Annotated in this window: 17 protein-coding genes and 1 riboswitch; of the genes, 2 read left to right on the top strand and 15 right to left on the bottom strand. The window is 35.6% G+C overall.

Annotation, left to right across the window (positions count from 1 at the left end):
- Positions 1-127: 127 nt before the first annotated feature.
- Together J5G60_RS07990 and J5G60_RS07985 are read left to right on the top strand one after the other, a co-directional pair.
- On the top strand, positions 128-1477 hold the full coding sequence (locus J5G60_RS07990) for a Mur ligase family protein (RefSeq protein ID WP_179978325.1): 1350 nt from the start codon (positions 128-130) through the stop codon (positions 1475-1477).
- Between the two features lie 32 nt (positions 1478-1509).
- Complete coding sequence (locus J5G60_RS07985; RefSeq protein WP_150358044.1) at positions 1510-2250, top strand: type 1 glutamine amidotransferase; 741 nt, start codon at positions 1510-1512, stop codon at positions 2248-2250.
- An 88-nt stretch (positions 2251-2338) separates the two neighbouring features.
- On the opposite strand, the gene J5G60_RS07980 is transcribed toward J5G60_RS07985, so the two are convergent.
- The 15 genes from J5G60_RS07980 to J5G60_RS07910 form a co-directional block, all read right to left on the bottom strand.
- Positions 2339-3256 (bottom strand): DMT family transporter, encoded by a 918-nt coding sequence (locus tag J5G60_RS07980; protein ID WP_150358043.1) that lies wholly within the window; start codon positions 3254-3256, stop codon positions 2339-2341.
- 423 nt (positions 3257-3679) lie between these two features.
- Complete coding sequence (locus J5G60_RS07975) at positions 3680-4801, bottom strand: sodium ion-translocating decarboxylase subunit beta (RefSeq protein WP_150358042.1); 1122 nt, start codon at positions 4799-4801, stop codon at positions 3680-3682.
- Positions 4788-4949 carry a hypothetical protein gene (locus tag J5G60_RS07970; RefSeq protein ID WP_179977896.1) on the bottom strand — a complete coding sequence of 54 codons (162 nt, stop codon included), beginning with the start codon at positions 4947-4949 and terminating at the stop codon, positions 4788-4790. The genes J5G60_RS07975 and J5G60_RS07970 overlap by 14 nt, the downstream gene beginning before the upstream one ends.
- 56 nt (positions 4950-5005) lie before the next feature.
- Positions 5006-5419 (bottom strand): biotin/lipoyl-containing protein, encoded by a 414-nt coding sequence (locus tag J5G60_RS07965; RefSeq protein WP_150358041.1) that lies wholly within the window; start codon positions 5417-5419, stop codon positions 5006-5008.
- A 12-nt stretch (positions 5420-5431) separates the two neighbouring features.
- Entirely contained in the window at positions 5432-5794 is a 363-nt protein-coding gene (locus J5G60_RS07960; RefSeq protein ID WP_150358040.1) for a hypothetical protein, read from the bottom strand.
- A gap of 26 nt (positions 5795-5820) precedes the next feature.
- Positions 5821-7362: an acyl-CoA carboxylase subunit beta gene (locus J5G60_RS07955; RefSeq protein ID WP_150358039.1), complete on the bottom strand. Its 1542-nt coding sequence runs from the start codon at positions 7360-7362 to the stop codon at positions 5821-5823.
- A 28-nt stretch (positions 7363-7390) separates the two neighbouring features.
- Positions 7391-7798, bottom strand: a complete 408-nt coding sequence (mce, locus tag J5G60_RS07950) for a methylmalonyl-CoA epimerase (RefSeq protein ID WP_150358038.1) — start codon at positions 7796-7798, stop codon at positions 7391-7393.
- 1 nt (position 7799) lies between these two features.
- A complete protein-coding gene (gene meaB, locus J5G60_RS07945; RefSeq protein WP_150358037.1) occupies positions 7800-8756 on the bottom strand; it encodes a methylmalonyl Co-A mutase-associated GTPase MeaB in 957 nt (318 codons plus the stop codon).
- Between the two features lie 17 nt (positions 8757-8773).
- The gene (locus tag J5G60_RS07940; RefSeq protein WP_150358036.1) at positions 8774-9172 is read right to left on the bottom strand and encodes a cobalamin B12-binding domain-containing protein; all 399 of its coding nucleotides are present in this window, start codon (positions 9170-9172) and stop codon (positions 8774-8776) included.
- 27 nt (positions 9173-9199) lie between these two features.
- Positions 9200-10864 (bottom strand): acyl-CoA mutase large subunit family protein, encoded by a 1665-nt coding sequence (locus J5G60_RS07935; protein ID WP_150358035.1) that lies wholly within the window; start codon positions 10862-10864, stop codon positions 9200-9202.
- Positions 10865-10880: 16 nt separating this feature from the next.
- A complete protein-coding gene (locus tag J5G60_RS07930; RefSeq protein ID WP_150358034.1) occupies positions 10881-12404 on the bottom strand; it encodes an acetyl-CoA hydrolase/transferase family protein in 1524 nt (507 codons plus the stop codon).
- Positions 12405-12616: 212 nt separating this feature from the next.
- Positions 12617-12949, bottom strand: coding sequence for a DUF3870 domain-containing protein (locus J5G60_RS07925; protein WP_179977898.1), 333 nt, complete (start codon positions 12947-12949; stop codon positions 12617-12619).
- A gap of 42 nt (positions 12950-12991) precedes the next feature.
- A riboswitch (cobalamin riboswitch) is annotated at positions 12992-13167 on the bottom strand.
- Positions 13168-13178: 11 nt separating this feature from the next.
- Positions 13179-15773 carry an ATP-dependent chaperone ClpB gene (gene clpB, locus J5G60_RS07920; RefSeq protein ID WP_150358032.1) on the bottom strand — a complete coding sequence of 865 codons (2595 nt, stop codon included), beginning with the start codon at positions 15771-15773 and terminating at the stop codon, positions 13179-13181.
- Positions 15774-15863: 90 nt separating this feature from the next.
- Positions 15864-17126 (bottom strand): helix-turn-helix domain-containing protein, encoded by a 1263-nt coding sequence (locus tag J5G60_RS07915; protein ID WP_150358031.1) that lies wholly within the window; start codon positions 17124-17126, stop codon positions 15864-15866.
- A 19-nt stretch (positions 17127-17145) separates the two neighbouring features.
- Positions 17146-18450, bottom strand: a complete 1305-nt coding sequence (locus J5G60_RS07910; protein ID WP_150358030.1) for a helix-turn-helix transcriptional regulator — start codon at positions 18448-18450, stop codon at positions 17146-17148.
- Between the last annotated feature and the right edge of the window lie 121 nt (positions 18451-18571).

Below are 18571 nucleotides of genomic sequence, written 5' to 3'. Positions count from 1 at the left end.
TCTAAGGCGAACACCGAGATCTTCACTTATATGTTCGTCGGCATCGGCATCTGTGGATAAGAGACAGCCACTGTATTGTATTATAATATTTAGGAGTTAATTTGTATCAAGGAAGGTGGTGTGAAAAATTAATATAAAGTCTTTTTTTAGCATTGTTATTTCCAAAGCTATAATAAAATTATCAAAAATTTTATTTAAAGGTGGAAGTAATTTTCCTGGAAAAGTAGCATTAAAATTAGATAAAAACATCTTAAAAGTCATATGCAAGAATTACAAAGTTATACTTATAACCGGTACAAATGGGAAAACCACTACTACAAGTATGATATACAACATATTAAAAGATGCTGGCAAGCGTGTGATAACCAATAGTACAGGAGCTAATATGATAACTGGAATAGTTTCTTGCTTTGTAGAAAATTATTCATTTAAAAAATGTTGTGAAACAAGTTATGCGGTTATAGAATGTGATGAAGCAAATGTATCTTTTTTTACTGACTATATAACTCCAGAGATTATAGCTGTTACCAATTTATTTAGAGATCAGCTGGATAGATATGGAGAAGTTTATACTACTTTGAACAAAATTCTTCAGGGTATTAAAAAAGCCCCTCTTTCAAATTTAGTCTTAAACGGTGATGAATCACTGCTTGGGGATTTGAACTTGCCTAACAGAACTATTTATTATGGATTTAACTGTTCCCCCACGGGGAGCAGAAAAGTAGACGTCAATGCTGATGCTAAGTTCTGTAAGAAGTGCAAGAGCCCCTATGAATATAATTTTATCACATACAGCCATTTAGGTGATTATTATTGTAAAAACTGCGGCTATAAAAGACCTAACTTAGACTACATCCTAGAGAAGATAGAAATTCAAACCCCGGAGAAATCCTTAGTAGTGATAAATGGTGAAAAGTACTACATAAATCAACCAGGCGTATATAATATATATAATGCCCTATGTGCCTACTCTGTAACTAGGATTTGTGGAATATCCACTTCTCATATATATAATTCATTTAAAGAACAGCAAAGTGCTTTTGGAAGACAGGAAAGCATAAACATAGGTACTAAAGAAGTAAAAATAATTTTGGTGAAAAATCCTGCTGGTTATGATCAGGCTATAAATACCATCAGTCTCGACAATAATACTTTTAATTTAGCGATACTTTTAAATGATAATTACGCTGATGGAAGAGATGTATCCTGGATATGGGATGTAAATTTTGAAAAATTGTCTTCTCTCAATATAGATAAAATAATGATATCGGGCATAAGACTCTATGATATGGCTGTTAGATTAAAAATTGCAGGACTGCCTGAAAAAAATTTTGTAATTTGTAAAACTTATGAAAAATTAGTTGAGGAAATAAAAAGCTGCAAATCAGATACTGTGTACATATTGGCTACTTATACAGCTATGATAGATTTAAGAAAATTTCTCAATTCTAAGGGCTATATTAAAAAGTTATGGTGATTTATTTAAACCAATGGGAGGTGTAGTATAAAATGGAACTTAACATATGCCATTTGTATCCCGATCTGTTAAATGTATATGGTGACTTGGGAAATATTCGTATTCTAAAATACAGAGCTCAGCAGAGAGGAATATCTGTAAATATATTCAACGTATCTTTAGGTGATACCTTTGATGATTCCAGTTACGATATAACTTTCTTCGGCGGCGGACAGGATTATGAACAGTCTATTGTATCAGAGGATTTAATTCAAAATAAAAAAGATGGCGTAATAAAATATATTAAAGGTGGAAAAGTATTTTTATCGATTTGCGGCGGTTATCAACTTCTAGGCAAATATTACTGTACTCCAGATGGCGAAAAACTTCCCGGTCTTGACGTGTTAAATATATATACAGAAGGTGGAAATAAAAGATTCATTGGGAATACGGTAATATACAATAAAAAGTTTAATGAAACCTATGTGGGTTTTGAAAATCATTCTGGAAGAACTTATATAAATGATCTGAAGCCTTTTGGGAAAGTTATCGTGGGATATGGAAACAATGGAGAAGATGGCTTGGAAGGATGCGTTTACAAGAATTGTCTATGCACTTATTTTCACGGCTCCCTCCTTTCCAAAAATCCTGAGTTAGCAGATAGGCTTATATACACAGCTCTTTCACAAAAATATAAAAATGTGAAATTAGAGCCATTAAATGATAAATTTGAAATAGCTGCTAAAAATTTTATAATAAAACGTGAAACTAAAAATAAGAAAGATCTTATTTAAAAAATAAGATCTTTCTTATTTTATATTTAGAGTCACCTGATTATTGATTACAATAATCTTCGCTGCTCTTTTAAGCTAAAATTATAATCTAGACTTTTTGGGCTGAACTGCCGCTTTCCTTTTTACTGGAGCTAATTTTAAAATAAGAACCAGCAATTATACATATTATACCTATGACCATATTCGTCTTTATACTCTCGCCCAGTATAAGTATGGCAAAAATAGTGGCAAGTGCAGGTTTTATTAAAAATACCATGGATGCAGTTATAGCTGATGTCTCCCTTATTGCACCCATATAGCATATATAGCCAACTGCCTTTATAAAAATACCCATATACAATAGCACCAGTATATTCTGCAGTGTTATTCCTGAAAAAATTGGTCTGCCGGTTACTATGAGAATAATCAACAGTGCCAGTACTCCAAAACTAAAACCAAAGAAATTGGAAACATATCCTCCGTATATAGCAACTCTCTTTTTGCTGTATACCGTATAGAAAGACCAGCTCACCGCAGAGCCAAGTGCAAAAAGCATACCTACGATATCCCTGGGGTTTCCAAGGCCGTTTATGATTTCTGACGGGTTGAGTATTATAACAGCTCCAGCCAGGGACACCAGCATGGATATGAGGGTTCCTTTTGTGATCTTTTCCTTTAACATGAAATATGCAAAGGGTATTGAGAATACCGCATTCAGACAATATAAAACCGCCGCAGTAGATGCCTTGGTATAAGTAACTGCAAACTGGAGCAGTACCATGGATACAGTAACTGCCGATATACCGCAGATTGCAAAATACCTTAAATCATCGGCTTTTATCTTCAATTTTTTAGCTTTAATATCTTTGGTAGCCAGAGGACACAGTATTATTGCACCTATCAAGAAGGCAATGAACATAACCTGAAATGGATCCATGTTGCCTGCCTGTGCCAGAATTCTTCCTGCAACTTCAGCCGTACTGTAGAAAATAGCAGTTAAAATAATAAATATATATCCCTTTTTCATTTTTAATCTCTCCCCAAATATATTGATAATAACCTCTTTCCGTTAATCTAATCCCGTATTGTGAATACTATATACCTCATGAAAATTGACAGTTATCACAGTTTAATATCATGAATATTCTTACTACTTTGGCTATTTAATTACAAAATCATCGCTGTCAATTTTTATTGTTGTATACGTTATAATTGTAATAAACGTATTTTAGTATTATATTATTAAAACGATTTCTATAAAGTCTGAATTATCATTTGATAAAAAATCTGTTATAATATAGATGTGTAACTGCACATTTTTTAGAAGTCTATGATTTTACGTTTTAAGAAATGACATTCTGTTAAGATCTTACTATTGTTTATGAATATAATTTTAATTGAAACCCGTACTATATTTTATATTTAATAAGTACGGGTACTAATATAAATTTTAATGGGGAATCAAAGTTATAAGTATTCCACCCGCTATGGCAGTTCCGAAGACACCTGCCAGATTAGGGCCCATGGCATGCATTATAAGGAAATTGTACTTATTCTCCTGAAGGGCCACATTGTGTGAAACTCTGGCCGCAATTGGAACTGAAGCTATACCTGCAGATCCGACAAGAGGATTTATCTTTCCATGGGATAACCTGCACAGGATCTTTCCTCCCCAGATACCTCCTGCAGTACCTATCATAAAGGCTACAAGTCCAAGTACTATTATCTCAAGTGTTTTAACTGTAAGAAAAGTATCTGCTCCCATTCTTGAACCTATAGACAATGTCAGCATTATGGTAATTACATTCATAAATGAATTGCTGGCAGTTTTGGCAAGTCTGTCTACAACTCCACATTCCTTAAATAAATTTCCAAGCATCAGCATGGTTATAAGTGGTGCAATTGGAGGAAGCAATAAATCAATTATTACTGTTATAAGTATCGGGAAACAAATTTTTTCCCTTTTAGTTACTGTCCTTGACTGCTTCATCATTATATTTCTTTCCTCATGAGTTGTGAGCCATTTCATAATTGGCGGTTGTATAAGGGGCATAAGTGCCATATAGGAATAGGCAGCTACAGAGATCTGAGCCATCAAGTGAGGGGCCAGTGTCTGCGTAACATATATGGCCATGGGGCCGTCCGCTCCGCCTATTATTCCTATAGCACCCGATTCAGCCAATGTAAAGTGAAGTACCTTAGCTCCAATGATTGCTATAAATATTCCCACATGGGCAAATGCACCCAGTACCATGAGACTCGGGTTTGCAATCATGGGCCCAAAATCCGTCATGGCACCCACCCCAAGAAATATCAAAGGTGGAAAAACAACCTTTTGAACTCCCAGGTAAAAATAACTGAAAAGTCCGCCTGGTTTAATAAGTTCATTGCCAGGTATATTTGCAACTATGCATCCAAAACCTATTCCTACAAGTAAAAAAGGTTCATATTTTTTAACTATGGCAAGGTAAATGAACACTATACCCAGAATAATCAAAAATATATTTCCAATTGATAAGTTTATCAAAGACGTTGAATGCCACATTGAATTAAGTGCATTAAGTATTATCATGTTTTTCCCTCCCATGAGATTTCAGATGAATTTTATTAACCATTGGGAGTAATCTTAAAATCAAACCTATAACATACAGGAAAAAAAGCAGCAGTATCATATCTATTATGGAAATAAGAACTGCACCTGAAACAGAATCCGCTATCATCTTTCTACCTCCCTACTTCAAATTTAAACTATAATCAGATATTGCTAATAAAGGTGCTATTTCAATACTGCCAGAGTATCTCCTGTATTTACCGAGGTCCCTTTTGAAACTACTATCTGCGCTACAGTTCCACCTTTTGAAGCCCTTATCTCATTCTGCATTTTCATGGCTTCCAGTATAAAGAGGACATCATCCTTTTTAACTGTGTCTCCTTCTTTTATCTTTACATCCAGCACTGTTCCAGGCATAGGGCTTGTAACTGTCTCTCCGCCGCTTACTATTGCCGGGGTTTTTTTCGCAGGTGCGGCCTTTTCAGGCGCCGGTGCTGCTTTTGGTGCCGGTGCTGGTGCTGCTTTTGGTGCAGATGCTGGTGCTGCTGGAGCCTGATAAGTGCTGGACGAGCTTTCAGTTATTTCATCTACTTCAACTTCATATAATTTTCCATTCACAGTAATGTTAAATTTTCTCATAATTCATTCTCCTTACAAATTAGTCCCTTCATTTATTTTAGACATCTTGTTGCGATTAAATGTCTTCATCTGTTCCCGACGCCCTGCAGTAGTCCAGGGTGAAGCTGCTGGTGTTATTTTTTTTATAGCTCTTATAAATACGTGGGAAGTTGATGTTCCCATAACTGCTGCAGCTGCAGCAGTTATAACAGCTATCAGCTCTTCATTACCTTCCCCGCTATTCTTTTCTTCTACTAAAACTTTCCGTTCTTCAAATTTAGCTGTATTCTTGACTTCAGTATTGTTGTCTTTTGACGGATTATAGGGCGGGGGAGTTAACTTAAACAACAGCATCATACAAGCAACTGCAGCTATTAGAATCAATAAATCAGACATACAAAACCTCCTCTGCATACCTCTTTTTACACAGGTATATTGCCGTGTTTTTTGGGAGGGCTGCTTTCCCTCTTCTCCTTTAACATTTCAAATGCTGCTGCCAGCCTCTGCCTGGACTCTGACGGTACTATTATATCATCCACATATCCCCTCTTTGCCGCCATATAGGGATTTGCAAAATCATCCTTGTATTCCTGCACTCTCGCACGCCTTTCGGCTTCCGGATCAGCTGCAGCTTTGATCTGCTTTTTAAATACAATATTTGCTGCACCATCAGGTCCCATTACAGCTATTTCTGCTGATGGCCAAGCATACACTATGTCCGCTCCCAGATCCTTGCTGCACATTGCCAGATATGAGCCACCGTAAGCTTTCCTGACAATCATGGTTACCTTTGGAACAGTGGCTTCAGAATATGCATAGAGCAATTTAGCCCCATGTCTTATTATTCCATCGTGCTCCTGGTTTTTGCCGGGCAAGAATCCTGGTACATCAACTATATTTAAAATTGGAATATTGAAAGCATCACAAGTTCTTATAAATCTAGCTGCCTTATCTGAAGCATTTATATCAAGACATCCTGCCAGTACTTTAGGCTGATTGGCTATTATTCCTATGCTTTTTCCATTCATTCTTCCAAAACCTATTATGATATTCTGGGCATATCTTTCCTGTATTTCAAAAAAGCTGTTCTCGTCAACTACCCTGTTTATTATATCCTTCATGTTATAAGGTTTATTGGGATTGTCAGGAATTATAGAATCAAGTTCAGGAATAATTCTGTTTAAATCATCCTCTGCCTGAAATTCCGGAGCACTTTCCATATTATTTGAAGGCAAATAGGACAGTAGTTTTTTTACCTGATCCAGAGAAGTTTTTTCATCCGCAGCTTCAAAATGTGCAACTCCCGACTTTGTGCTGTGAGTTCCTGCACCGCCCAATTCCTCTACGGTTACATCTTCTCCTGTAACTGTCTTTAAGACCTTAGGACCTGTTATGAACATCTGACTGGTATTGTCAACCATGAATATAAAATCTGTAAGTGCTGGTGAATACACTGCTCCACCGGCACAAGGTCCCATTATCATGGATATCTGCGGTATTACACCAGATGCTTTTGTATTCCTGTAGAATATTCCACCATATCCTGCCAGTGCATCTACTCCCTCTTGAATCCTTGCTCCACCTGAATCGTTTATTCCTATTACAGGTGCTCCTGTCTTCACAGCAAGATCCATTATGTCACATATCTTTTTAGCATGCATTTCTCCAAGCGCCCCGCCTGTGGAAGTAAAGTCCTGTGCATATACATAAACAAGTCTTCCATCTATGGTACCGTATCCAGTTACTACACCTTCATCAGGTATTTCAACCTTTTCCATTCCAAAATTAGTACACCTGTGGCTTACAAATACTCCCACTTCGACAAAACTGCCTTCATCCAGCAGATATTCTATCCTCTCCCTGGCGAACATCTTTCCCTTTTTATGCTGTTTGTCAATTCTAGTCTGGCCTCCACCTTTTTCAATTTTCTTCTTATCCTCTATAAGTTTGTCAATCTTGCTCATATTCCTCTCTCCTTAATAGACAAAATTATTATTTCTGGCAGAGTTCCAAAAGTACACCATTTGTACTCTTTGGATGCACGAAAGCAATTTTTGCACCACCTGCACCATCCCTAGGTTTTTCATCTATGAGTCTCATGCCCTGTTTTTTAAGCTCTTCCAGAGCTGCTTCTACATCATCCACTCTAACTGCAATATGCTGTATTCCCTCTCTCTTTTTTGCAATAAACTTTGCTATGGGACTATCATCACTCGTAGGTTCCAGAAGTTCAAACTCACTCTCTCCAATAGGTACAAAAGCTGTTATTACTTTCTGAGATTTTACTTCCTCGGTTCCCTTGCATTTAAGTCCCAGAACACCCTCATAAAATTTCAATGACTCCTCAATGCTCTTTACGGCAATTCCAACATGGTCTATTTTTTTCAAATCAATACTCATGTTATTTTTCATCTCCCATTTTAAAATTTTTATATAATGTATCGGATGCAGTGTAAGGATCCATCTTTTTATTAAAGACGTCCTCCACAAGTCTTTTTAACATACCCGTTTTATAATCCAGTTTTAAAGCGGATCTTACCAGGTTGTTCTTCAATATAGAAATTATCTTGTCTTTTAATTTTGACTTTCTTCTCTCTTCCAGTACTCCCTCCGATGCCATACTGTCATAACATTCATCTATAGCTGAAAGTAATCTGTCAATTCCAGTATTGTCTTTTGCAGTTATGTTCAGTACTGGAGGCAGCTTCCCCCCTTTGTCATTGAAGCTCAGCATGGCCTCTATCTCTGCTGCTGTACGCTGGGCACCTTCCTTATCAGACTTGTTGACTGCAAATATGTCTCCTATTTCCATTATTCCTGCTTTCATTGTCTGTATATCGTCTCCCAGGCCTGGAACCATTACCATAACTACGACATCGGCCACTTTGACTATATCCACTTCAGACTGTCCTACACCAACAGTTTCAATAAATATATAGTCCATGCCAAAAATGTCCAGAATATTTACAGTTCCATATACCGCATCAGAAAGTCCTCCCAGGGCCCCTCTTGTACCCATACTTCTTATAAATACCCCTTCATCGGTATTGAGATCATTCATTCTGACCCTGTCTCCAAGTATTGCTCCATGTGAAAAAGGACTCGTAGGATCAACAGCTATGATCCCGACCTTTTTGCCCTGTTTTCTGATAAGTTTTGCTATTTGATCTGTCACTGTACTCTTGCCAGCTCCTGGAGGACCGGTTATTCCTATTACCCTGGCCTTCCCGGTTAGATGGTATAGATCTTTCATAAGTTCAAGAGATCTGCTGTCCTCATTTTCCATCATGGTTATTAATTTTGCAGCAGCTCTTTTCCGACCGCCCATAATACCTCTTTTAATATCTTCAATATCCATCACATTCACCCTTTAGCTTAGTTCAACTTAACATTTTTTCTAATAAAGTCAACTGTGTCGGAGGTTTTTGTTCCCGGTGTAAAGATGGCTTTCACTCCTGCCTTCTTCAGCCCCGGTATATCCTCTTCAGGTATGACTCCACCTCCTATGACAAGAACATCTTCCGCACCCTTTTCTTTAAGCAGGTTTACTACCTTGGGAAACAGAGTATTGTGCGCCCCAGACAGTATGCTCATTGCAACACAGTCCACATCTTCCTGTACTGCTGCTTCTGCAATCTGATTTGGCGTCTGCCTCAGTCCCGTATATATAACTTCCATTCCGGCATCTCTGAGTGCCCTTGCTATTACTTTAGCTCCCCTGTCATGTCCGTCTAATCCCGGTTTTGCAACTAAAACTCTTATTGGTCTATCCATATCTAAAATCTCCCCTCACTTTTTAATTTATTTATATTCTCCAAATACTCCCCTAAGGACATCACATATTTCACCCAGGGTAGCATATTGTTTTACAGCGTCAATTATGAAAGGCATCAGGTTATCTCCCTTTTTAGCTGCATTTTCAAGTGAAGCAAGTTTTTCGCCTACAGCTTTTGAATCTCTTTCAGCCTTTAACTGTTTCAATTTTTCCTTCTGTTTTTCGCCTACGGAAAGATCTACTTTTAAAAGTCCCTTTGGAGGTTCTTCTTCTATCTGGAACTTATTCATTCCTACAACTATCTGTTCTCCTGACTCTACTTCCTTCTGGTACTCATAGGAACTATCTTCTATTTCCTTCTGTATATAACCTTTTTCAATTGCCTTTGCCGCTCCACCCAGTTCATCTATCTTATTTATATATTCCATTGCCTTTTTCTCTGTCTCATCCGTCAGAGCTTCTACATAATAGGAACCTGCCAGAGGATCTATAGTATCTGGTACTCCACTTTCACAAGCTATGATCTGCTGTGTTCTAAGTGCAACTCTTACCGAATCCTGGGTAGGAAGTGCCAGTGCTTCATCTTTCGAATTGGTGTGAAGGGACTGGGTTCCTCCAAGTACAGCTGAAAGTGCCTGAAGTGTAACTCTCACTACATTATTATCCGGCTGCTGTGCTGTAAGGGTACACCCTCCTGTCTGGGTATGGAATCTGAGCTTCAGGGATTTAGGATTATTTGCATGGAATCTCTCCTTCATGACTTTTGCCCATATTCTTCTTGCTGCCCTGAATTTTGCAACTTCCTGGAACAATCCATTGTTCGCATTGAAGAAGAATGACAATCTTGGTGCAAACTGGTCAACATCAAGACCCGCTTTTATAGCAGCTTCCACATAGGCAATTCCATCGGCAATTGTAAATGCAACTTCCTGCACAGCAGTAGAACCTGCCTCCCTTATGTGATACCCTGAAATGGATATTGTATTCCACTTTGGAAGGTTCTTGGAACAAAATTCGAATATATGGGTGATAAGTCCCATGGAAGGCTGAACCGGGAATATATACGTTCCCCTTGCCACATACTCTTTCAAAATATCATTTTGGATAGTACCCCTTAATTTTTCAGGAGTTACTCCCTGTTTTTCTGCTACAGCGATATACATTGCAAGCAGTATTGAAGCCGGAGCATTTATTGTCATGGATGTACTTACCTTGTCCAGTGGTATTCCATCGAAAAGAGTTTCCATATCTTTAAGTGAGTCTATGGCAACACCAACTTTACCGACTTCTCCCTCTGCCAATTCATGATCTGAATCGTAACCTATCTGCGTAGGTAAATCGAAAGCTACACTAAGTCCTGTCTGGCCCTGTGAAAGTAGATATTTATATCTCTTGTTTGATTCCTCTGCAGTAGCAAAACCTGCATACTGCCTCATTGTCCAGAGTTTACCTCTGTACATAGTAGGCTGAACGCCTCTTGTATAAGGGTATTCTCCTGGAAATGAAAGCTCTTCATTATAATCAATGCCTTGTACATCTTCCGGTGTATAAAGTCTTTTGACCTCTATGCCAGATGTGGTCTTAAAAGATTTCTTTCTTTCCGGAAATCTTCCAAGAGCTTTCCCAAGAGTTCCTTCTTCCCATTCTTTTTTCTTGGCTTTTACTTCATTAACTTTTTCTTCCTTAAACATTTTCTAACCCCTTTCTCTATACTTCTGGACTTGATTTATCAGTTTTAAATTTCATGCTGCCAGTTTCCTCAAATCTCTCATGCCATGACAGCGCCTCTTTAAGTAAAACCGGCGTATGAATATTTTTGCCTTGACTTGCCCTCTTAAAATAATCTTTAAGGAAAGGTCTATAATAAGGATGACTGCAGTTTTCTATTATGACTTTTGCCTTTTCCTTTGGTGACAATCCTCTTAAATCAGCTACTCCCTGTTCTGTAACTATTACATCTACATCATGTTCTGAATGATCACAGTGAGGCACCATTGGAACTATTGAGGATATTTCACCATTTTTAGCAATTGACTCTGTAGTGAATATGGATATATATGAACTCCTCGTAAAATCTCCTGAACCACCTATTCCATTCATCATTCTGGAACCCATTATCTGGCTTGAATTTACATTTCCATATATATCCGCTTCTATAGCTGTATTCATGGCTATTACTCCAAGCCTTCTGATCACTTCAGGATTGTTGCTTATTTCCTGAGGCCTCAATATAAGCTTCTTTCTGTATTCATCAATTTTTTTATAGAATTTTTTTTGTCCCTCCTCAGAGAAAGAGACAGATGTAGCTGAAGCCACTGAAATCTTGCCTTCATCCATGAGATTAAATACTGAATCCTGTGCAACTTCAGTATATACCTGCAGATCAGTAAATCTGGATTCTTTTAATCCTGCAAGTACTGCATTTGCAACAGAGCCAACTCCTGATTGAAGTGGAAGCAGATTTTCAGGAAGTCTTCCCTGTTTGACTTCATTTTCAAGAAAATCTATCAGATTTCCAGCCATTTTCCTGCTTGTTTCACTTATTGGTGCTACACTTCTAATATTATCTTTTATATCGCTGAAAACTATACACTTTATTTTTTTAGGATCTGTCACTATATAGTCTGTCCCTATCCTATCAGATGCATGAGTTATAGGTATTGGCTGTCTAAAAGGCGGCTTCTCTGGAACATATATATCATGTATTCCTATAAGTGAAGTGGGCTGAGTTTCGTTTATCTCCACAATTACAATATCTGCATTTTTAACATATGTAGGTGAATTCCCTACAGATGTAGTTGGTATTATATAACCCTCTTCAGTTATACCGACAGCTTCAACTATCGCCACATCGATTTTGCCCATAAAACCATAATCCACCATCTGTGGAGACATACTGAGATGTGCATCTACGTAATCGATTTTGCCTGCATTGATGGCATTTCTTACATCCTTGTGTGTCTGATATGGAAATCTCTTTTTAATTGCGCCGGCTCTGGCCAGTTCTCCATCCAGTTCATCCCCTACAGAGGCACCTGTGTACAAATTGATTTTAATTTTTTCACCATCTTTTACCCTCTTCGCCAGTGCTATGGGCACTGATTTAGGATAACCTGAAAACGTAAAACCACTGGTTCCGACAGTCATGCCGTCTTTGATAAGTTGGGCAGCATCGTTTGGTGTCCCTATACGTTTTAGAAGTTCTTTGTTTTTTATTCTATCCGTAATCATACTATCCCCTTCTTTATTAAATAATTAACATAATTATTATTTATTAAATTTTTTAATTTATGCTTTACACTCTCCTTTCTTTTTTGATCTAGGTATGTATAATAGAAAAACAAAAAACGGCATAAGTGCATTGAAAAATGTACTCATGCCGTTATTTTTATTAATTTTATATAAAGGTTTAGCCTTCATACCATAATAAAATGGCAATATTATTAACTTTTTTTCTTTACTTTCTTTACTATTATTTTATACCTTTCATAACAATTTATCAATACCGCTATAAAAGATTTTTTAGCCATTCCAAAATAATTATCTTCTATATCCGACACAATTTCTCGAATATCATTCAAATTTCTTCCTATTAACAATTCTTTGGCATATTTTTTTGCGGTGTCAGTGACAAAAGAACACTCTATATCCTGTATTTCTCCTGAATACCTATTTACAATAACTCCTATGACAACTTCTCCACCGTAAAGCTGACTTGCCGTTATCCCCTTCGGAAGCTTTGCATAGCCTGTAATAAATATATTATCCTTTTTCAAAAAACATACCCCCACAACATATATATCCCTTTCCTCCGAAGGAATCAACATATATATTAGGCAGGCTTCCTGGCTCAGATTCATCTTACTCCTTAGTCTTCCCAGACAATACATCCAGTGACATGATAAAGTTTCATCCTCCATACAGTAGCGGCGGACTGCAGTATTCAACTTTTCCTTTTACTTATTAAAATAACACCTAATTAAATATTTAATTTTAACAAATTTCCTATATTTTTTCTATTTCAAATTTGTCTTTATAATCCACTCTTATATTACAGCCTTCATAAATATCACCCTTGATTATTTTCTTGGCAATAGAAGTTTCAAGAACATTTTCCATGTACCTTTTCAAAGGTCTGGCTCCATAAACCGGATCGTATCCTTCTTTTGCTATAATATTTTTTGCCCTGTCAGTTATCTCTATATAAATGTTTTTATCTTTTAATCTATTTTCTATATCTTTTAGAAATATGTCTATTATAGATTTGATTTCCTCTGTATTCAATGGTTTAAACATTATTATATCGTCCAGTCTGTTTAAAAATTCCGGTTTAAACTTCAACTTCATGTCATTCATTACTCTGTCTCTTACATCTTTGTCTATTCCCACAGCACTTTTATTTTCCAGAAGATAGCTGCTTCCTATGTTGGAAGTCATAATTATAATGCAATTTTTAAAATCCACTACCTTGCCCTGATTATCTGTAAGTCTTCCATCATCCAATATCTGAAGAAATATATTAAATACATCGTTGTGTGCCTTTTCTATTTCATCAAATAATATTACACTATAGGGTTTTCTCCTAACTGCTTCCGTAAGCTGGCCTCCTTCTTCATAACCCACATATCCTGGAGGAGCCCCTATAAGCCTGGAAACAGAATACTTCTCCATATACTCCGACATATCTATTCTGATTATATTCTCCTCACTGTCAAATAAAGTCCTGGCAAGAGTTTTGGCCAGTTCCGTCTTACCTACACCTGTAGGTCCCAGAAATATAAATGAGCCTATGGGCCTCTTTGGATCCTTCATTCCTGCCCTTGCCCTTATTACAGCATCAGAAACCGCCTTAACAGCTTCCTCCTGACCTATGACTCTTTTTGAAAGTTCATCTTCCAGCTTAACAAGTTTTTGTCTTTCTCCCTCTACCAATCTGGATACAGGTATCCCCGTCCATTTGGATACTATTTGTGATATCTCCTCTTCTGTAACTTCCTCTTTTAGCATAGCACTTTCATTATTTTCTTTTATAAGATTCTCTTCAGCTTTTATTTTACTTTCCAGTTCAGGTATGACTCCATATTTTAATTCTGCAACTTTATTTAAATCATATTCTCGCTCTGCTTTATCAATCTGGCCTCTCGCGACATCCAGCTGCTTTTTTAAATTTCTCACTTCAGTTATATTGGACTTTTCTTTCTCATATTTAGCTGTCAGTTCATTATCCTTGTCTTTTAAATCATTCAGCTCTTTTTCCACTGTTTTAAGTCTTTCCACAGATGCATTGTCTTTTTCCTTGGATAATGCCTCTTTTTCAATCTTCAATTGAAATAATTTTCTTCTCACATCATCCATCTCAGTCGGCACACTGTCAATTTCAGTTCTTATCATGGCGCAGGCTTCATCAATTAGATCTATAGCCTTGTCTGGCAAATATCTATCCGTTATATACCTGCTGGAAAGTTTCGCCGCTGCCACTATGGCAGAGTCATGAATTCTTATGCCGTGGTATATTTCAAATTTTTCTTTAAGTCCCCTCAGTATGGAAATGGAATCTTCCACAGTCGGCTCATCTATTACAACCGGCTGGAATCTTCTCTCCAGTGCTTTATCCTTTTCTATATATTTCCTATACTCATCAAAAGTAGTGGCACCTATGCAGTGAAGCTCCCCTCTTGCAAGCATTGGTTTTATGAGATTTCCTGCATCCATGGACCCCTCCGTTTTTCCAGCTCCAACTATGGTATGAATTTCATCTATAAAAAGTATTATCTTTCCCTCACTTTTCTGTACCTCTTTTAATACAGCCTTTAATCTCTCCTCAAATTCACCTCTGAATTTAGCTCCTGCAATCAGTGCTCCCATATCAAGTGAAAATATTATCTTATCTCTAAGTCCCTCGGGTATATCGCCTCTTATAATCCTCTCTGCCAGTCCTTCCACTATGGCAGTTTTCCCAACCCCCGGTTCTCCTATGAGTACAGGATTATTCTTAGTTCTTCTCGAAAGTATTCTTACCACTCTTCTGATCTCGTCATCTCTACCTATAACAGGATCCAGTTTGTTCTTTTTCGCTTCTTCAATTAAATTTCTTCCATATTTAACCAAAGCCTCATAAGTTCCCTCCGGATCCTGGGTATCAACTCTTTGATTTCCTCTAACTTGAGACAGTGCTTCTAAAAAACCATTTTTCGTTATGTTAAATTTTTGCAATATTTCATCCACATCTCGAGAATGAATTTCCATAATACTCAACATTAAATGCTCTACACTTATATAGGAATCCTTAAAGTTCTTAGCTATACTCTCTGCCTTTACAAAAATATCTTCAAACCTCCTGGTAGCATAAAGAGAGCTGCTCTCTGCACCTTCTCCCAATACCTTCGGCATTTTATCCAGAACCTTCTTTGTTTCATTTACAAGAGATTTTACGTCTACAGACATCTTTCCGAATATATTTGGAATCAATCCATCTTTTTCAAATACCAGCGCTGAAAATAAATGAATTACATCTATTTGCTGATGATTATGTCTTACAGCTATAAGTTGTGCTTCATTTATTGACTGCTGGGCCTTTACTGTAAGCTTATTTATATCCATAACAATATTGTGCAAACCTTATAAATAAGTATCTACACAATCCCTCCTTTTTATTTTAATATTGCATATACCATTCATTATAATTAACAATTACAAAAATTTATATTTTTCTTTTAGATTTATAGCAAAGGTAAAATATTTAACAGATTCCTCCACATTACCTACCTTATAATACATCTCTCCCATTTCCATATATCTTTTATATATTTCTCTGCTGGTTCCAAATTTGAGAAGATTATCTAAAGAAAGATTCATACACATTTCTCCCTTTGAAAAGTCTCCCTCTTTTAATAATATCAAAGCTTTGTAATAATATGCCCTTTCTATAAAAGCTATATCGTCTAAATTTATAGCATAATCTAAAGCTCTGTTACATGTAATACATGCCCTCTTTAAGAATTTATTATCTATTAATATATCTGTACTCATAAGCATAAAATGTACTAATTCCTTTATATTATCCTTAGGATATATTCTCAATGATTCATCCACATAACTCAACGCCCTATTTTTCTCCCCTAAATTAAACAGTACACGGGCATAATCAAACATTGCTTCACATTTATTCTTTAAATTTTTTTCACAGAGTTCATATACTTTTTTTTCATACTTACTAAATTTATTTATGTCCATTTTTAATGAAAGTATAGCAAGCATTTGATAAATACATACATTTTCTATATCCTCCTGCATTGAATCCATTAAATTTACAATTTTCATCGCCAGTTCATATGCCTTGTCATAATACTTCAAATTAATATAACAGGTAGCCTTATAGTACATAGCTTTTAATAGATATTCACCGCATCCATCCTCTTCACAAATCCGAATTACATTGTCATAATAATTTATAGCTTGAGAAAATTCTCCGGACACATAAAAATATCTGGCAATATCCATATAGTAAATTGAATTTCTTTCATTGGAAAAGCATTTCTGTAGATAATCATAATAGGTTGAAATTATAAACTGCAGCTTTCCAAATTGTTTTTCATCCAGATAGTGATTAAAAAGCATATGCATTATAACAAAGCATATATCGCTATAAGAGTAATTATCCGCAAATTTTAAATTATATTGAAGTAATTTTTCATAATTTTCTCCAGGAGAATTTTTAGATATGTCATCTATATTTTTGATTATCTGACTTCTGACATCCTGTTTTAAATATTCAACATCGAGTTCAAGCTTACTTGATACAAATTTTAAAATCCACTGTTCAGGCTTTATTTTATCATTTTCTATACAGCTCATCTTTGAAACGGAAATTTTATCACCGCATAACCTTTTTAAGGTATATCCCTTATATATCCTGGCTCTTTTAATTTTTTGTCCAGTAGAAAGTATCTCCATAATTCTCACCTATTTTTATTTAAGAATCTTTTAATAATCCTATTTTTTTAAAATTCTCAACACCTTCATTTAAATATTTAGCAGCTTCTTTATTTAAATTATTTTCTATATAAAATTTTCCTAACATTATTGATATTTTAGCAGCTTCCTCAATATAATCCATATTATTTGCAAAATTCAATGCCATGATCAAAGTATTTTCTGCCTCTTTTTTATTAGACTCAAGCATATCTATTCTGAACTTCAGCAAATAATAATATATTAAAGTTTTGCTATTCCCCTCATCTACTTTGTCCATTATCTCATCGAGAACTTTTTTTGAATTCTCAATGTCTTTTAGCTTTATATAATTTTCACATATATCCACCAGTGTTGTAACGACATCTCTGTCCTTCAGCTTTATTCTCAATTCTTTCGCCTTATTTAAATGAATAAAAGATTCTTCAATGTTGTCAAACTGATAAAATAGTTTTCCCAAGTTATTTTCAATTTTAGCAACATTCATAGCATCATCCAATTTTCTGTACACTTCTAATGCATTTTTAGAATATTTTATAGCTTTATCTATGTCTCCCTTTTTACTATATTCTTCAGCTAGCAGAAAAAGTGTATTAGCATATTCTTTTTTGTTATCCATTTGATTAAATTTTTCTTTTGCCAAATAGGAATAGTTTATGGCTTTTTCTACATTTTCTAACTTAAAATTTGCACATGCTATATAATAATATATTTCTCCCACTAAAAAATCATTCTCAATTTTGTTTTCATTATATACATTTTCCGCCTGTTGAAAATAACTGCAAGAAGAATGGTAAGATTTCAATTTCATTGTAATTTTACCTAAATTAATAAAAGTCTTTATAATCTGTTCATATTTATTATTTTTAATAAATATCCCATTAGCTGATAGAAAAAATTGTTGTGAAATTAAATAATCACCTTTAGCCATGTGTATTACACCTTTTAAATACAAATTCTTTGCTTTCTTGTATTCTAGTCCATATTTATCCGCAAAATATAAAGTCTTTTCAATGTATTGTTCTGCCTGAATTAAGTTTTCGCTTATTATGCAGGATTCAGTTATGTTTTCAAAATAAGTACAAATTTTTTCTGCTTGAGTTTCCTCTGATTCCATTAGATATTCAACAGAAGTCTTCAATTCTGCTGCCAAATATTCCAGAAGATCCATACTTGGATTTGATTTTCCGGACTCTACAAGACTTATTTGTCCAGGTGTAATTCTATCTCCTGCTAAATCCTTCAAAGTCATGTTCAGTTCTTTTCTTCTTTTTTTTATTTTTTCTCCTAAAGAAAGTATCTCCATAATTTCATCTTCCTTTACACTGTGCAACTATAGATCATAAATTTTAACCACATTAAAATTTTTACTAAGTATTTATCCTATTATACCATATTTTTTGTAATAAAAGAAAATCTTTTAAAAT

Origin of the sequence: Clostridium sp. HV4-5-A1G, from assembly GCF_900184915.1 — a bacterium.
Classification (GTDB): domain Bacteria; phylum Bacillota; class Clostridia; order Clostridiales; family Clostridiaceae; genus Clostridium_B; species Clostridium_B aromativorans.
Note: the sequence above shows the minus strand (reverse complement) of the source record. Positions and strands in the feature narration are given on the sequence as shown.

What these genes read in the sequence shown, in the direction of transcription:
- J5G60_RS07940 (WP_150358036.1), bottom strand. Translation starts at nt 9,172, where the DNA reads ATGGATAGACCAATAAGAGTTTTAGTTGCAAAACCGGGATTAGACGGA.
- J5G60_RS07910 (WP_150358030.1), bottom strand. Translation starts at nt 18,450, where the DNA reads ATGGAGATACTTTCTTTAGGAGAAAAAATAAAAAAAAGAAGAAAAGAA.
- J5G60_RS07985 (WP_150358044.1), top strand. Translation starts at nt 1,510, where the DNA reads ATGGAACTTAACATATGCCATTTGTATCCCGATCTGTTAAATGTATAT.
- J5G60_RS07915 (WP_150358031.1), bottom strand. Translation starts at nt 17,126, where the DNA reads ATGGAGATACTTTCTACTGGACAAAAAATTAAAAGAGCCAGGATATAT.
- J5G60_RS07930 (WP_150358034.1), bottom strand. Translation starts at nt 12,404, where the DNA reads ATGATTACGGATAGAATAAAAAACAAAGAACTTCTAAAACGTATAGGG.
- J5G60_RS07960 (WP_150358040.1), bottom strand. Translation starts at nt 5,794, where the DNA reads ATGTCTGATTTATTGATTCTAATAGCTGCAGTTGCTTGTATGATGCTG.
- clpB (WP_150358032.1), bottom strand. Translation starts at nt 15,773, where the DNA reads ATGGATATAAATAAGCTTACAGTAAAGGCCCAGCAGTCAATAAATGAA.
- J5G60_RS07970 (WP_179977896.1), bottom strand. Translation starts at nt 4,949, where the DNA reads ATGATAGCGGATTCTGTTTCAGGTGCAGTTCTTATTTCCATAATAGAT.
- meaB (WP_150358037.1), bottom strand. Translation starts at nt 8,756, where the DNA reads ATGGATATTGAAGATATTAAAAGAGGTATTATGGGCGGTCGGAAAAGA.
- J5G60_RS07935 (WP_150358035.1), bottom strand. Translation starts at nt 10,864, where the DNA reads ATGTTTAAGGAAGAAAAAGTTAATGAAGTAAAAGCCAAGAAAAAAGAA.
- mce (WP_150358038.1), bottom strand. Translation starts at nt 7,798, where the DNA reads ATGAGTATTGATTTGAAAAAAATAGACCATGTTGGAATTGCCGTAAAG.
- J5G60_RS07980 (WP_150358043.1), bottom strand. Translation starts at nt 3,256, where the DNA reads ATGAAAAAGGGATATATATTTATTATTTTAACTGCTATTTTCTACAGT.
- J5G60_RS07965 (WP_150358041.1), bottom strand. Translation starts at nt 5,419, where the DNA reads ATGAGAAAATTTAACATTACTGTGAATGGAAAATTATATGAAGTTGAA.
- J5G60_RS07975 (WP_150358042.1), bottom strand. Translation starts at nt 4,801, where the DNA reads ATGATAATACTTAATGCACTTAATTCAATGTGGCATTCAACGTCTTTG.
- J5G60_RS07955 (WP_150358039.1), bottom strand. Translation starts at nt 7,362, where the DNA reads ATGAGCAAGATTGACAAACTTATAGAGGATAAGAAGAAAATTGAAAAA.